The sequence below is a fragment of the uncultured Draconibacterium sp. genome, assembly GCF_913060805.1.
GTDB lineage: Bacteria > Bacteroidota > Bacteroidia > Bacteroidales > Prolixibacteraceae > Draconibacterium.
Genome location: NZ_CAJXTC010000013.1, coordinates 85,391 through 100,311, shown reverse-complemented (window position 1 = coordinate 100,311; position 14,921 = coordinate 85,391). Strand labels below are relative to the sequence as shown.

Genomic DNA, 14,921 nt, shown 5'->3' with positions numbered 1-14,921 from the left:
ATTGCTATCTCGTGTTGTTTTATGTTAGGTATTCTGCCTTATTTTGAAGGGAATGTTATTATATTCTTTCTTTCCTCTTTTGGCTCTTGAAACATAATTGATTGTTGAGACGAAGAGTTGTCTTGTTGTGTCTGTGGAGTTTCTACTGCTTGTACGGTTTGTGTAAATGATTTTTGTAGTTCCTGAGCTTCGCGATTTATTGGATCAAGTTCAATAGCTTTGTCAAGGTTTTGTTTCGCCAGATCCACTCTTTTTTGCATCATTAAATATTGGGCTCTGAGTACAAATAGCTCTGCATTATTGTTAATGTTTCGGGCCATATTTAAATAACGTCCGGCATTGTTCCAATCGTTTTGTTGCATAGCCATTCTACATTTTACTTTAACTACTTCGAAATTTCTTTCTGGTAATCCGTTCAGTAATTTAGTTGCATTTGCATTGTCGTTTAGCAAGTGGTAGCATTTTGCACTATAAACTTTGGCAAATAAATCATCTTTTCTAAAACTGAGAACCTTATTGTAGAGCTCTAATGCCTTTTTGAAGTTTCTGTAATTCATCAGGATGTCTGCCATTTGCATATGGGCTTCATAGTAATCCTTTTTATAAGCAATCGCTTTTTGAAATGCTTTTAATGCATCATTCGGTTTATTCAGATTTTTTAATGCAATACCTTTCTGAAATTGGCCTTCTGCAAACTCCTCTTTGATATCGAGCATTTTGTTTGAAGCCTCCAAAGCCTCGTTCCATTTCTTCATAGAATTATAGGCAGAGGCTTCTAATAACCATGCTCCGATTTGACGTGGATTATAATAAATCGAACTGTCGGCATAAATAATGGTGGAGTCAAGTTTCCGCTCCATTAACATGGTACGAGCATAGCCCTCCAGTACTTCTTCGTTTTCAGGGTAAACCTTAAGAAAATTTTTGAAGTGAGTTTTTGCTTCCTTTAATCGTCTTTGTTTTAAAGCTTCAAAACCTTTGTAATCCTCTTTCGAAAGACGTTTTAAAATAATTGCTACGGGATATCCATCAACATCAATTGTTTTAATTGTACCTCTAGGAGGGAAATTATCCCCCAATAACTGTTCTCTATTAATAAATACATTGGAATAAATGGCATAATCCCAATCTTCCCTACTTTTTTCATAATATCTGGAATATTTCAATGAAATATTAGGATGTTCTTCAAAATACCAATGAGTTGGTCCATGGGTTATAACTACAAGTGAATCTGAATTTAGATCAACATTATTTTCAAGCCAATTAACTCCTGCCTTTGTCGAATTATAAAAATAATCCATATCATAGTTGGCATATCCTCCTTTCATCCCTCCAATAATTTCATTAAAATATACATATTGATTGGGGTGGTTGGCTATTATGTGTCGCAAGGGAAGAAACATCAGAATGATTAATAATGCTGTCGGAATAATTTTATAATATTTATTAATAATGCCAATAATTTTATTCCAACTTAAGGCAGCGATAATTACAAAGGATGGGACGATAAATGTTAAATGTCTCATTCCACTGTATAAATTTGCTTTTTGATATATCAGATAAGTAACAGGGAAAAGTGCGGTAAAGAAAAGAAATGTAATTGCCGCAATCTTTTTTTGTTTGAAGAATAAAGTGGGTGAAAATATAAAACCAATACCAATAAATAATGGTGTGCCAACGAATAAGTATACAGGAGCATATGTTCTCGGTAACAAATTAGAAAATTCTTGTTCTCCATTAAATATGGTGGTCATATTTACTGGAATTGCAGAGAAGTGTTTTAGTACATTCGGAATTGCCATTAAGGGATTTCTCAATCCGTATGGCCATACAGCAAGGCTTAAACCGTAGCTTATTATAACTATTCCAAAATACAATGCAACAAATCGAAAAATATCTTTCCTGTATTTTTTTAGTCTCCAGAATTCTTTTTGACTTATGTTAAAAATATAAAATAGACCTGCATAGCCTAATAAATAACCATATAGCATGGCTCCAGGTGCTCTATTACTGATTGAAAAACTTATTCCTAATATTAAGCCAATTGCGTGGCGTATTTTTATCTTCGGCCAGAAATCAAATAAACGAATTATATAATAAATTGAAATAATATAACCAACGGCAAATGGGATGTCAAGTAGATTATTGAACGAATGACCAAAGTATCGGGGAGATAACCCCATAAAAATAAGAGAAATAAGACCTCCTAAACCTCCAGCGAGCCTAAGGCCTATTAAACCCACAAAAACAATTCCCAAAAATCCAAATAAAACATTTACATAATGGCGAACAAGCCAGATTGAAACATTTGGAAATAATTTAGCTATTGTTTCTGCAATAATATTTCCTGAAAGCCCATATAAATTTAGGTATCCGGGAGTATCTTCATAAGCACTTGTGTCACCATTTTTAAAATATTCATATACCCTTTCGACTTGATTGTGACTATTTAGCTCATCTCCAGACAAACCATAATCTTTTACAATGGAGAGCATTAAAATGAGCAGGAAGACAGATATAATTATCATTAACATTCGGTACACGCCATCCCTTTTCGCTCTTTCGTTTGAGTCAAAAAGCTCCATGAAAAATTTTAAACTAATTAGATATTTAATAGACAACCAGAAGTTTTTAAAAAAAATTTTTGTAGAATCCCCCATAGTGTGGTGCTTTAAATTATAAAATCAGGCTTGAAAATAGATGATTGCAATAACGAATTTGTATTTTTTGATTGTATTATTTACTAGTCGAGTTGATTTAGTGGGACTTTAGGCTGATTATGCATATCATGAGAAATAAATGATAAAAGCATTTGAAAGCCTAGTATTACGGGCAGAACACAAATCATGATAGTACCTGTTGAGGCGGCTACACCTGTTTGTATGCTCTTAATCCAAACAATACTTCCAAAAATAACTCCGAATATTAAAAAAATAGTACCAAAAATTAAGTGAAGTGTTCCAATATTAAAGTCACGCAAAACATAAGTGTAAAAAAGTCTTTTAAAAAATCGGGGAAGGTATTTCAGAGGAAAGGCTATAGCTGTTTTCCAGATGCTTAAATTACTCACTTCATCACCGTACTTAGCGTGCATTGGGATATCTTGAACCACAGCACGACAGGTTGCCAGACGAAATAACATATCGCTTTCAAAAAAATACCTGTTCTCGATTTTATCAAGCGAAATATATATGAGTACTTTACTATTTAAAGCTGTGAAACCATTTGTTGGATCAGTAATACTCCAATATCCTCTAACACCTTTATTAATCATCGAAAGTATACTGTTTCCAAACAGTCTGATGCTGGGCATTGATTTTAGTTCAGATAAATAGAAAAACCTGTTACCTTTAGTATAATCTGCTTTGTTTTCTTGAATTGGTTTGATTAATTTAGGAATGTTGGTTGTATCCATTTGATCGTCACCATCAATTTTTATTATAATATCCGCACCAAGGTCATGGGCACTTCTATAACCGTTTTTTGTTGCTCCTCCCACTCCCATGTTCACTTTGTTATAAACAATTTTTACTCTACTGTCAGAGCATTCCTTTTCAACAAATTTACCAGTTTCTTCTGGACACTTATCATCAATTACTATGATAAAATCAATGTATTCAGGAAGCTTATCTATAACTTTAAGAATATGTTTTTTTACTTTATAGCAGGGAATAACAACTGCGATGGTTTTATTGAAGGACATTTTGGTTGCCATTTGTATTAATGGTTACTATTATCTTTACTTTCTTTTACTACTTGATGAGTATTTAATTTAGCTTGTCGGTGCTAGTGTTTAATCTGTGTTGTTTCGATTGCTAAACTAGCAATAAACCCATAACTCTCCTGAAAATAGTATTTATTTAAACTCCTTCCAAATTAACCCAACAACTAATCCTTTTTGCCCCAAAAACGTTGTACCTTTAGAAAACAAAAAATCAAATTAATAATCTTTAAACAAGAAGAATTATGGCATTTAGTTTACCAAAACTTCCATATGCAAAGAATGCATTGGAACCAGTAATAAGTGAAAAAACAATCGAGTTCCACTACGGAAAACACCACCAGGCTTATGTGAATAACGTAAATAACCTGATTGAAGGAACTGAGTTTGAAAACGCAAGTCTGGAAGACATTATTAAAAAGGCCGAAGGTGGTATTTTTAATAACGGAGCTCAGGTGTGGAACCACACGTTCTATTTTATGCAATTCAGTCCTGATGGTTGTAAAGAACCAAAAGATGAATTAAAAGCAGCTATCGATGCTAAATTCGGTTCGTTCGATGCTTTTAAAGAGGCGTTCTTGAAAGCAGCTGCCACTTTGTTTGGCTCGGGCTGGGCATGGTTGGTAGTTGATGAAAAAGGGGAGTTGGAAATCGTTCAGACAAGTAATGCCGGAAACCCATTGCGCGATGGTAAAAAACCATTGCTAACCTGCGATGTTTGGGAGCATGCATATTACCTGGATAAGCAAAATGCACGTCCTGCTTATGTTGCCGATTTTTGGAACATTGTAGACTGGAAAGTTGTTTCAGAACGTTTTGCTTAACAGTAGAAAATGAGTGCCGAAAAAGTTTTGGCGGCCATGCAGGCTGCCGGAAAACCAATGAAGGCCGGAGAAATTGCCGAAGCTTCCGGATTGGACAAGAAAGAAGTAGATAAAGCAATGAAAGTGCTGAAGGCCGAAGAGAAAATTGTGTCACCAAAGCGATGCTTTTGGGAGCCAAAATAGTTTTTACAAATGAGGGCCTCACTCCGAGTGAGACCCTCATTATCATCTAAATCGTTTCAACTAAAAACTATTTTTTCCAGAGACTTTCCATCTCCTCTAAAGTTTTTCCTTTTGTTTCGGGCACCATCTTCCATACAAAGAAGAATGACAGTAAACTCATTAATCCATAGAATCCATAAGTTACAGCGCCGCTAAATTCCATCATGGCCGGGTAGGTTGATGAAATGAAGTAGTTAGCTGCCCACTGCGCAACAACGGCAATTGCAACTGCACGACCACGAATTTTATTCGGGAAGATTTCAGAGATCAGAACCCAGCAAATCGGTCCCCACGACATCATAAATGAAGCCGTATAAACAATAATGAATACCAGTGTGCTGGTTCCAATTATTTCAAAAAAGGCTAAGCCTGCAATGGCAAACATTCCAACTGCCATACCGATTGAGCCAACCATTAACAGCGGTTTACGTCCCCATTTGTCAACCGTTAATATGGCTACAACGGTAAAAATAACGTTCACCAATCCCATTACAATGGTTTGCAACATCGATGCGTCTTTGGCTGCTCCCATACTTTCGAAAATGCGTGGTGCATAATATAACGCCACATTAATTCCAACAAATTGCTGAAATACAGAAAGCAGAATACCAATAATAATCACCAGTTTTCCGTACGACCATAATTTGCCTGAATGACTTTCAACTGTGGCTTTAATATCGTTAAGAATTTCTTTTGCCCTGCTTTTTCCATTAATTTTTTCAAGAATAACAAGGGCTTCGCTATCTTTTTGTTTCAAGGTAAGGTAGCGTGGTGTTTCTGGAACAAAAAACAATAAAATGCCAAATAATCCGGCAGGGATCGATTCTGACAAGAACATTCTTCTCCAACCGATTTCGTTGATCCATTCCAAACTTTGACCATTCGCAATTCCCCAGTTAACAAAGTACACCACCAACATTCCGAAGATGATAGCAAACTGATTTATCGAAACTAACCGTCCGCGAATATGTTCCGGGGCAATTTCACCAATGTACATCGGAACGATAGCCGATGCCATACCAACGCCAATTCCACCAATTATGCGGTAAACATTAAACATGTATAACAATCCCATGGTGGCCTGGCCTTTTTCGAAGAATAGAAATTCGGGATATCCCGAACCCAGCGCTGAAATAAAGAAAAGCAGCGCAGCGATCATCAGCGATTTTCTACGGCCAATTTTTAAGGCAAAAATACCCGATATTCCTCCACCAATAATACAGCCAATTAAGGCACTTGAAATGGTTAAGCCATGAATTAAAGTACTTAGTCCCTGGCTGTCGATAAGAAAAGCCTGCACCGATTTTTCGGCACCGGAAATTACTGCAGTATCGTAACCAAAAAGCAGGCCTCCGAGGGTTGCCACAATGGTTATCGAAAAAATATAAAAGCTATTGTTCTTCATAAGTGGTTTTTCATTGGTTTATAAATAGGAAATAGTCCCGTTTCAAATATAATGAATCGGGACTATTGTAAGAGACTGTTTTGAATTTATTCATTAATTCTATTATTCGTCTTTTTCGCATATCCGGCAGTAAAATTTCCTTAAATAGCTATGGCTATTCGTGTCAATTTTACTTTGTATATGCAAAAAATCCTTCATAATATTTCTTAAAAATAAAATCAAAACAGTCTCTAAGTTTTATTGAAAAACAGTGATTATAAGTACCAGTTGATCAATTGTTCGATCATCTCTTGCTTTCCGCTGATCTGAGCAGGCTCGCCAACTTCTTTTGCAATAGCGTACATATCTTCAATGGTTAATTTACCGCTTTCAAATTCGGCACCTTTACCTTCGTCGAACGAAGCATAACGTGCAGCACGCATAGCGCAATATTGCGAGTCGTTCAGAATTTTATCTGCAATTACAAGGGCACGTGCAAAAACGTCCATACCACCAATGTGTGAGATGAAAATATCTTCCAAATCGGTTGAGTTACGACGTGTTTTAGCATCGAAGTTAATACCACCATATGTAAAACCTCCTGCAGGAAGAATCTCCAACATTGCTTCAGTAACTTCGTAAATGTTGGTTGGGAATTCGTCAGTATCCCATCCGTTTTGGTAGTCACCTTTGTTGGCATCAATAGATCCAAGTAGACCTGCATCAGTCGACATTCTCAGGTCGTGAGCAAAAGTATGACCTGCAAGTGTAGCGTGGTTTACTTCAATATTCAATGTAAAATCTTTTTCCAAACCATTCGCTCTAAGGAAACCGATAACAGTTTGCGCATCATAATCGTACTGGTGTTTTGTTGGCTCCATTGGTTTTGGTTCGATAAAGAAAGAACCGGTAAAACCTTGTTTGCGACCGTAATCGCGTGCCATACGAAGGAATTCTCCCAGGTGATCCAATTCGCGTTTTGTATCGGTGTTGTGCAGGCTCATATAACCTTCGCGTCCTCCCCAGAAAGTGTATCCGGTTCCGCCCAGTGCAATTGTTGCATCGATAGCATTTTTTACCTGAACAGCTGCATTGGCAACTACGTTAAAATCAGGGTTGGTTGATGCACCGTTCATGTAACGTGGATCGCTGAAAACGTTGGCTGTTCCCCAAAGCAGTTTCACGCCTGAGGCAGCTTGTTTTTCTTTGGCGTATTCCACCATTTTGGCCAGTTTCTTTTCAATTTCGAAAACTGATCCACCGCCAACAACGTCAACATCGTGGAAACAGTAGAAAGGAGCACCTAATTTTGTGATGAATTCGAAAGCTGCATCCATTTTTTCTTTCGCCGCATCAATCGGGTCGGCAGCACCGTGCCATGGGAAAATTTGCGTTCCTGCTCCAAACGGATCGTCACCGGTTGCACAGAAAGTATGCCAGTAAGCCACTGCAAAACGCAGGTGTTCTTTCATTGTTTTTCCGGCAACAACTCTGTTCTCGTCGTACCATTTAAACGCCATTGGATTTTTTGAATCAGGACCTTCGAATTTAATTTGATCGATTCCTTTAAAATACTCTTTGTTTCCTTTTAAAACTTCCATTTTAGTAATTTTATGAATTGTTATTTTATCTGTATTTATCTCTCTTTTTAGCTTGAGTTACGTGCTATTTTATTGCTTTTTCTAGTTCCGATTTCCAGCTTTCGTAAGCTTCCTGGTAGGCCGCAATTTTTTGTGTGTCAGGCTCAATTACATCCAGCTTTTTAAGATTCGAGAAAGCTTCGTTAAACGATTTATAATAACCCGATCCAACACCGGCACCGCGCGCAGCACCAACCGATCCGTCGGTATTGTACAGCTCAATAGTTGCACCCGAAATTCCGGCCAGTGTTTCTCTGAAAATAGGGCTGAGGAACATGTTTGCTTTACCGGCTTTAATTACCGATGCATCGATGCCAATATTTTTCATGATATTCATTCCATATTTAAACGAGAAAACAATTCCTTCCTGTGCGGCACGCAACAAATGTCCTTTTCCGTGAATGTTAAAGTTGATACCCGAGAAAAGTGAACCGATATTTTTGTTCTGAAGAACACGCTCGGCGCCGTTTCCGAAGGGTAGGATAGAGATGCCATCAGATCCGATTGCCACTTTCGAAGCGAGGTCATTCATTGCCTCATACGAAAGATCTTCGGCTACCATTCGTTTCAACCATGCATTTAAAATTCCTGTTCCGTTAATACACAACAGAACACCCAATCGTGGATCTTCCGGAGTATGATTAACGTGCGCAAAAGTGTTTACACGCGATTGCGGATCGTATTTAATTTCGTTGCTTACACCGTAAACCACTCCCGAAGTTCCGGCAGTAGTTGCAATTTCTCCCGGATTCAACACATTTAACGACAAGGCGTTGTTGGGCTGGTCGCCGGCACGGTAACTCACTTTTGTTTTTGTTGACAGACCCAATTCCACAGCCGTTTTGGCGCTTACCTGTCCCGACGGAGCAAATGTTGGTACAATCTCAGGAATGATATCGGATGAAAAACCGTAGTTGTCGAACAACATTTTAGCCAGGTCGTTTTCCTTGAAATTCCACATAATGCCTTCAGAAAGACCGCTGATTGTTGTTTGTGCTTCGCCGGTAAGTTTCATGGCAATGTAATCGCCCGGAAGCATAATTTTATCCACCTTCGCAAATGTTTCCGGCTCGTTTTCCTTTACCCATTTTAGTTTCGATGCGGTAAAGTTACCCGGCGAGTTCAACAGGTTGGTTAAACAACGCTGGCCGCCAATTTCGTCGAAAGCCTTGTCGCCATAAACAGCAGCGCGGCTGTCGCACCAAATAATCGACGGGCGCAGAACTTCCTGATTTTTATCCACCATTACCAAACCATGCATTTGGTACGAAATACCGATCGACTCGATACTTTCTTTATCAACATTCGAAGTCAAAAGAACTTCGGCAAGCGCTAATTTCAGGTTTTCCCACCAAAGCTCAGGCGCCTGTTCTGCCCATCCTGCTTTGTGAGCGGTGATTTTCATTTCCTGTTTTGGGTAAAACGATGAAGCCACTACGTTTCCGCTGTTGGCTTCTACCAAAGAAACCTTAACTGAAGAGCTTCCGATGTCGAGTCCTAATAAGTGCATGATTATAAGTGATTTTATTTATTTAGTTTTTAATCTGTTCTGTTCTGATATGGTTGCAAAAATAAATGTATTTTGTATTATCTCAAACTCTAAAAAAAGTGTTATAAAACATGTTTATAGCGACGACCGGAGTTTTAAAGTGGTTGGAACCTCAACATTTATAGGCTTTCCTTTCAAAATAAACTCGGCTGCTTTTTGCCCCATCAGCATAAAATCGGTTGATATTACTGTTATGCCTTCCTTAACGTATTTTTTCATCGGGGTCTCGTTATACGATATCACGCCGACTTCCCGTCCGGGCTCAAATCCTTTTTCTGCACACTGATCAAGAAAACTTGCCAGCGTGCGGTCGCTCACCAGAAAATAGAGGTCGCCTTCCTGCAAATCAAATTCATCGAAGGTGGTTATTACCCGGTGGTTCAAATTATATTTTTTACCTAAGCGTTCAAAATTATCCACAACCTCGCGCGGGTGATAGGTAAATTCAGGATAAAACAGTGTAAAACGTTTGTATTTCGAAATGGCGCTTATATTTTCGTCGAGGCAATTGTAAACAGCTTCTCCAAAATTCTGATAAACGCTCGATTTCCCTTCTGCGTTAATTTTCCAGTCGATAATAAGTAGTTGTTCTTCCGGAATCTTATCAATAATCTTTTTCACCTTATTATGGTCGAAATTCATTACGATATATTTGGTGTAGCGCCCTACGCTTTCGGTAATAATCTTATCAAAAAGGTCGATGTTGTAGTGGTGAAAATGAAGATCGACACTTATGTTTTTCGGCAAGTGATTCAGAATAGAATGATAAAGCACTTCTTTGTAGGCCTTAAACGTGTCGAGGAACAAAAATATCTTGGTAATTTTTCGGGTAACAAAATAACCGCGGTTAGGAACCGATTCAACCACACCACGTTTTTTTAGCTCAGCATAAGCTTTAAAAACCGTATCTCTCGATAGTTTGCAATCCTTCATAATCTGATTTACCGAAGGAAGCATATCGCCTTCTTTTAACTCATTTCGGCTGATGGAATCGAGGATGGCGTCAACTAATTGCTGGAATTTCAGAACGTTAGAGTTCTTCTCGATGGTGAATTTTATGTTCATAGTTTGGTTAAATTTCAGAACCCTATTCTGTTCTGTTCCACAAATCTAGTAATAATAATTGTAATTACCCTATTGAATTTGAAGTGCTTACTAAAATCGCTATTCTTTATTTAACATTAATTAAAGTTATCGGGTGCAATAGTTGCCCGCAAATTACGTTTTTGAACAAAAGGGTAGAGTGAGGTTATTTTTTCTAGTGGTTAAGTTTGGTCAGCAATTCTTTTTTAGCCTCAGGTTCTATCCTTTTTTCTTTTAATTTTACTTCAGTAAGAAACTGAAAAATCATGATCAAAGAACTTATAACCCGTAATCGCAGTTATCGCCGGTTTGATGAGGCGGTAAAAATTTCTTCAGAACAAATTACCAAGTGGATAGATTTAGCACGGCTTTCGGCCAGTGGACGAAATGCGCAGCCTTTAAAATACGCCATTGTTACCCAACCCGAAAGGTGTGTAAAGATATTTCCGTTGTTGGGATGGGCCGGGTATTTATCGAACTGGAAGGGGCCGGCTGAAGGTGAACGACCGGTAGCCTATGTTGCAGTTATTAAAGACCATAATATTGCCGACAATCATTATTGCGACGACGGAATTGCCATGCAAAGTATTTTGCTGGGCGCTGCCGAAGATGGTTTTGGCGGTTGTATGATAGGTTCGGTAAATAAAGCCAAAGTTGCCAAATTGCTGGGATTGGACGAGAAGCTGGAGTTACTATATATAATTGCGTTGGGAAAACCGGCGGAAGAAGTAGTAATTGATGAGGCCAAAGATGGTAACATAAAATACTGGCGCGATGAAAATGGCGTGCATCATGTGCCGAAACGACCGCTTGACGAGGTTGTTATTTTAAAAGATTAAAGCATAAAAAAAGGATGGCACTGCCATCCTTTTCAGTTTAACTCCTAAAAATTACCCCCTTATAAAAAGTGCCTTAATTATATGTTGAGCCATTTTTGGATTCTCTTTTAATCTCCTGGTCGAATAGTTAAACCATTTTTCGCCAAACGGAACATACACACGCATTTTGTGTCCGTTGTCAACGATCATCTGGCGCAGATCGGGTGTTACTCCGTACAGCATCTGGAATTCGAACATGTTTTCCGGGATGTTCATTTCCTTAATCATTTTCATCGATTCCTCAACCAGAAATTTATCGTGAGTGGCAATTCCCACGTACATTTTATTGTCGAACATGTATTTCAAATCCCTCAGGAAATGCTGGCGAACCTCGTCGTACTCTTTAAAAGCAATGTTTTCGGGTTCAACGTAAATACCTTTACACAGTCTGAAACTGATAGGGTAGTTGGCGCTGTTCAGGTCGTTCAGCGATACCAAATCGCTTTCGGTTCTGCGTAAATAAGCCTGAAGTACCAAACCAACATGTTTTGGAAATTCTTTTCTCAAACGGCGAAAGATATCCAACTCCATATCAACACACTGCGAGTCTTCCATGTCAATACGAATGAAAGAATCTTTCCCGGCTGCAAACTGAACAACTTCGCGAAGCAGGTTATAGCACACCTCTTTATCAAGAAGCATCCCGAACATGGTTGGTTTTATCGAGAAATTACCTTGTACATTCTCCGAGGTAAACCGCTCGATCACCTCAGTATATTCGTCACGGTTTCTTTGTGCCTCGTCAAGTGTGGTAATAAATTCACCTAAAATATCAACCGTAACTTCAATCCCTTTTTCATTCAGTAGTTTCGAGGCAAGCAAACCTTCTTCCATCGATTCGCCTGCAATGTACCTTTTCGAGAAAACCCAAACCAGTTTTTTGGGCATGAAAGGCAACATGTTTGCTATTAACTTATTCAACATTTTATTTTTTAGGTAAATACTATTTTTCGCAGCATAAAAATACTATGCGCGACTCCCCTCGTGCAATGATGTTTATCATTGGCAAAGCATGATTTTATGCAGCTTTTATGTAGAACTTGTTGATTATTAATAACATGAAAAAATTGTTAATTAGAGTAGGGCATTTCCGCTAAAAAAGTATCTTTGTCGGGATTTAAAAAGTTGAACCTAAAAGTTTATTGAAAATAGCGGTTGCCCGAAGCGCAACTTGTTTTGAATAAATTGATGAAGTAAAAAATAAAAAAAGATGAAAGGAACATCGTTAGTAGTTAGTGTAGTGCTTTTTGTTGCAGTTGCAGTTTTGTACGTTTTGCATTTTACAAGTGGCGGAGCCAGTGAAGGAACACCAATTAAAGCCGCAGCCGGAACCGGTGGCGATCTGAAAATCGCTTATATTAAAGCCGATTCGGTGCTTTTAAATTACACCTTGTCGCAAGATTTGCACGATGAGTTTACAAAACAACAGGAAGCTTATACAACTGAATACGGAACTAAACGTCAGTCGTTTGAAAAGGAAGCTGCTGCTTTCCAGGAAAAACTTCAGCGTGGAGGCTTTTTAACTGAAGAACGTGCCGTACAAGAGCGCGATCGTTTATTGGGTAAAGAGCAGGAAATTCAGAAACTGGATCAGGAATTGTCGACTAAGCTGGCTAAAATTCAGCAAGAGAACAACAATCAAATTCTGGACAATATGATGGATTACCTGGATCGTTACAACGAAAAAGCCGGTTACGATTACATTTTAAATGGCGCAAACGTTTTGGTTGGCCCTGAAATGAATAATATCACAGCCGACGTTTTAAAGGCGTTGAACGAAGAATACGATGCCGAAAAAGCAGAATAAATTAGCACAAGCATAAATGGAAATCCGGGTTAGCGCCCGGATTTTTTTTGCTTTTTATTTTAGCTTTGTCTTATGTTCGCCGATAAGTACCTGGAAAAAAATCAGCACCAAATCCTCATTAACGAGTTGCCGGAATCAGCACCGGGAATAATCGTTGTAATTCCGTGTTTACGGGAACAGGAATTATCGAAAACCTTGAATTCGTTGAATCAGTGCGATTTGCCGGATTGTATGGTAGAAGTTATTCTGTTGATTAATCAATCGGAAGTGGCCGACGAAGAAACGATCCGTTTAAACGCTCAAACAAAAGCTGAGGCCGACAAATGGATAGCAGCGAACCCAAAAAGCGGTATTCGTTTTTATGCAGTTGGCCCAATAAACCTGAAGAAGAAGTGGGCAGGAGCCGGTTTAGCGCGCAAAAAGGGAATGGATGAAGCCATCAGAAGATTCAACATTAGCAATAACAAGGACGGAATTCTGGTGTCGTTGGATGCCGATACGCTGGTAGCAAAAAACTACCTGGTTGAAATTGAGAAGCATTTCAAAGAACATCCGAAACAGGTTGGAGCAACACTGGCTTTTGAGCATCAAAAACAACAGTTGAATGAAAAGCACCGCGAAGGGATTGAGTTGTACGAACTGTACCTCGATTATTACAAACGGGCACTTCATTATTCGGGTTATCCGTATTCGTTGTTTACGATTGGCTCTGCCTTTGCCGTAAAAGCGGAAGCCTACGTTAAACGGGGCGGTATGAATCGGCGACAGGCAGGCGAAGATTTTTATTTTCTGCAAAACCTGGTGCAAATTGGTCGGGTTGGCGAAATAACAAGCACGAAGGTTTATCCATCGGCACGTTTGTCGAATCGGGTGCCTTTTGGTACCGGCCCCATTTTGCAAAAATGGATGAAAGGCGAGGAGGACCTCTCACTGACCTACAACTTCGAAGCGTTTCAAAATCTGCAGCAGTTTTTTGCGCAGAAAGATCGTCTGTTTAAAATTCAACAAAACGATTATTTGGAGTTGGTCGACACATTAAATAAACCTGTAAAAGAATTTTTGGAGCTGGATAAATTTGAACTTGAGTTGGAGGATTTAAATAGCAATTGTTCGCGTGTAGAAACTTTTAAGGTGCGTTTCTTTCAAAAGTTCAATGCCTTTAAAATCCTGAAGTTTCTGAATTTTGCCCACGAGAAATTTTATCAGAAAGCGGATTTGCAACAGCAGGTTAATTTATTAAACCAAGAGCAGCCGGAATAAAGTTTTTGCATTGGGGAAACAACTTCTCTCATACAATTTGAAATTGCGCTTCCTTCCATGTTAGTATGTTGAAATTCAGTTTTGTGGTGTTGGGGTATTCTTGGTGGAAACCTTTGGATTGATAATATGGAATGATTCCATTCCGAAAAATTAGCAGTAGTAAAATTAACAAAATGAAGATTAATTGAATATTAATATGTGGATAGGTAGTAACCTGTTGATTAATAGTTGTTTTAGGGTACTTACTGTAAAACATGTCAAGAAAATGTTTTTTGAACTTTGATTTTATACCAAACTTTGTACTTTTGCTGAAAACGATAATGTTTAACTTTAAAATTCATTGTTATGGCATACAAAATTTCAGATGAATGTATCGCATGCGGTACTTGTATCGATGAGTGCCCAGTTGACGCTATTGCAGAAGGTGATATCTATACCATCGATGCAGAGCTTTGCACAGACTGTGGTTCATGCGCAGAAGTTTGTCCAGTTGAGGCAATTGCTATTGAAGAATAGTCCGCTCAGCATAAAGACATTGAAGCTCGCGCATGCG

Annotated in this window: 13 protein-coding genes; 6 read left to right on the top strand and 7 right to left on the bottom strand. The window is 38.5% G+C overall.

The genetic code is table 11. The features are described 5' to 3' along the window. Positions 1-38: 38 nt before the first annotated feature. Both QZ576_RS10090 and QZ576_RS10085 read right to left on the bottom strand, forming a co-directional pair. On the bottom strand, positions 39-2,660 hold the full coding sequence (locus QZ576_RS10090) for a tetratricopeptide repeat protein (RefSeq protein ID WP_297096681.1): 2,622 nt from the start codon (positions 2,658-2,660) through the stop codon (positions 39-41). Between the two features lie 83 nt (positions 2,661-2,743). Then, positions 2,744-3,715 (bottom strand): glycosyltransferase, encoded by a 972-nt coding sequence (locus tag QZ576_RS10085; RefSeq protein WP_297096679.1) that lies wholly within the window; start codon positions 3,713-3,715, stop codon positions 2,744-2,746. 248 nt (positions 3,716-3,963) lie between these two features. On the opposite strand from QZ576_RS10085, the gene QZ576_RS10080 reads away from it, so the two are divergent. Beyond that, on the top strand, positions 3,964-4,545 hold the full coding sequence (locus QZ576_RS10080; RefSeq protein ID WP_367270473.1) for a superoxide dismutase: 582 nt from the start codon (positions 3,964-3,966) through the stop codon (positions 4,543-4,545). 9 nt (positions 4,546-4,554) lie between these two features. Beyond that, complete coding sequence (locus QZ576_RS10075) at positions 4,555-4,728, top strand: hypothetical protein (protein ID WP_297096675.1); 174 nt, start codon at positions 4,555-4,557, stop codon at positions 4,726-4,728. Between the two features lie 67 nt (positions 4,729-4,795). On the opposite strand, the gene xylE is transcribed toward QZ576_RS10075, so the two are convergent. The 4 genes from xylE to QZ576_RS10055 form a co-directional block, all read right to left on the bottom strand. After that, the gene (gene xylE, locus QZ576_RS10070; protein ID WP_297096673.1) at positions 4,796-6,172 is read right to left on the bottom strand and encodes a D-xylose transporter XylE; all 1,377 of its coding nucleotides are present in this window, start codon (positions 6,170-6,172) and stop codon (positions 4,796-4,798) included. Positions 6,173-6,426: 254 nt separating this feature from the next. Further along, positions 6,427-7,752 carry a xylose isomerase gene (gene xylA / locus QZ576_RS10065; protein ID WP_297096671.1) on the bottom strand — a complete coding sequence of 442 codons (1,326 nt, stop codon included), beginning with the start codon at positions 7,750-7,752 and terminating at the stop codon, positions 6,427-6,429. A gap of 64 nt (positions 7,753-7,816) precedes the next feature. Further along, on the bottom strand, positions 7,817-9,301 hold the full coding sequence (locus QZ576_RS10060) for an FGGY family carbohydrate kinase (protein WP_297096669.1): 1,485 nt from the start codon (positions 9,299-9,301) through the stop codon (positions 7,817-7,819). Positions 9,302-9,415: 114 nt separating this feature from the next. Then, positions 9,416-10,405, bottom strand: coding sequence for a GntR family transcriptional regulator (locus tag QZ576_RS10055; protein ID WP_297096667.1), 990 nt, complete (start codon positions 10,403-10,405; stop codon positions 9,416-9,418). Between the two features lie 284 nt (positions 10,406-10,689). On the opposite strand from QZ576_RS10055, the gene QZ576_RS10050 reads away from it, so the two are divergent. Further along, on the top strand, positions 10,690-11,262 hold the full coding sequence (locus QZ576_RS10050; protein WP_297096665.1) for a nitroreductase family protein: 573 nt from the start codon (positions 10,690-10,692) through the stop codon (positions 11,260-11,262). A 51-nt stretch (positions 11,263-11,313) separates the two neighbouring features. Here the strand turns inward: QZ576_RS10050 and QZ576_RS10045 are convergent, their stop codons facing one another. Then, complete coding sequence (locus QZ576_RS10045; RefSeq protein WP_297096663.1) at positions 11,314-12,225, bottom strand: proline dehydrogenase family protein; 912 nt, start codon at positions 12,223-12,225, stop codon at positions 11,314-11,316. 286 nt (positions 12,226-12,511) lie between these two features. Here QZ576_RS10045 and QZ576_RS10040 point away from each other — a divergent pair, with 286 nt between their 5' ends. The 3 genes from QZ576_RS10040 (at position 12,512) to QZ576_RS10030 (ending at position 14,884) form a co-directional block, all read left to right on the top strand. Beyond that, on the top strand, positions 12,512-13,108 hold the full coding sequence (locus QZ576_RS10040; protein WP_297096662.1) for an OmpH family outer membrane protein: 597 nt from the start codon (positions 12,512-12,514) through the stop codon (positions 13,106-13,108). A 72-nt stretch (positions 13,109-13,180) separates the two neighbouring features. Continuing rightward, complete coding sequence (locus QZ576_RS10035) at positions 13,181-14,368, top strand: glycosyltransferase family 2 protein (RefSeq protein ID WP_297096661.1); 1,188 nt, start codon at positions 13,181-13,183, stop codon at positions 14,366-14,368. Positions 14,369-14,713: 345 nt separating this feature from the next. Continuing rightward, positions 14,714-14,884 carry a DUF362 domain-containing protein gene (locus tag QZ576_RS10030; protein ID WP_082063502.1) on the top strand — a complete coding sequence of 57 codons (171 nt, stop codon included), beginning with the start codon at positions 14,714-14,716 and terminating at the stop codon, positions 14,882-14,884. The last annotated feature ends 37 nt before the right edge of the window (positions 14,885-14,921 follow it).

Excerpts from the sequence above, each read along its gene's own strand:
- QZ576_RS10090 (WP_297096681.1), bottom strand. The coding sequence starts at position 2,660 with ATGGGGGATTCTACAAAAATTTTTTTTAAAAACTTCTGGTTGTCTATT.
- QZ576_RS10085 (WP_297096679.1), bottom strand. The coding sequence starts at position 3,715 with ATGGCAACCAAAATGTCCTTCAATAAAACCATCGCAGTTGTTATTCCC.
- QZ576_RS10075 (WP_297096675.1), top strand. The coding sequence starts at position 4,555 with ATGAGTGCCGAAAAAGTTTTGGCGGCCATGCAGGCTGCCGGAAAACCA.
- xylE (WP_297096673.1), bottom strand. The coding sequence starts at position 6,172 with ATGAAGAACAATAGCTTTTATATTTTTTCGATAACCATTGTGGCAACC.
- xylA (WP_297096671.1), bottom strand. The coding sequence starts at position 7,752 with ATGGAAGTTTTAAAAGGAAACAAAGAGTATTTTAAAGGAATCGATCAA.
- QZ576_RS10060 (WP_297096669.1), bottom strand. The coding sequence starts at position 9,301 with ATGCACTTATTAGGACTCGACATCGGAAGCTCTTCAGTTAAGGTTTCT.
- QZ576_RS10055 (WP_297096667.1), bottom strand. The coding sequence starts at position 10,405 with ATGAACATAAAATTCACCATCGAGAAGAACTCTAACGTTCTGAAATTC.
- QZ576_RS10050 (WP_297096665.1), top strand. The coding sequence starts at position 10,690 with ATGATCAAAGAACTTATAACCCGTAATCGCAGTTATCGCCGGTTTGAT.
- QZ576_RS10045 (WP_297096663.1), bottom strand. The coding sequence starts at position 12,225 with ATGTTGAATAAGTTAATAGCAAACATGTTGCCTTTCATGCCCAAAAAA.
- QZ576_RS10040 (WP_297096662.1), top strand. The coding sequence starts at position 12,512 with ATGAAAGGAACATCGTTAGTAGTTAGTGTAGTGCTTTTTGTTGCAGTT.
- QZ576_RS10035 (WP_297096661.1), top strand. The coding sequence starts at position 13,181 with ATGTTCGCCGATAAGTACCTGGAAAAAAATCAGCACCAAATCCTCATT.
- QZ576_RS10030 (WP_082063502.1), top strand. The coding sequence starts at position 14,714 with ATGGCATACAAAATTTCAGATGAATGTATCGCATGCGGTACTTGTATC.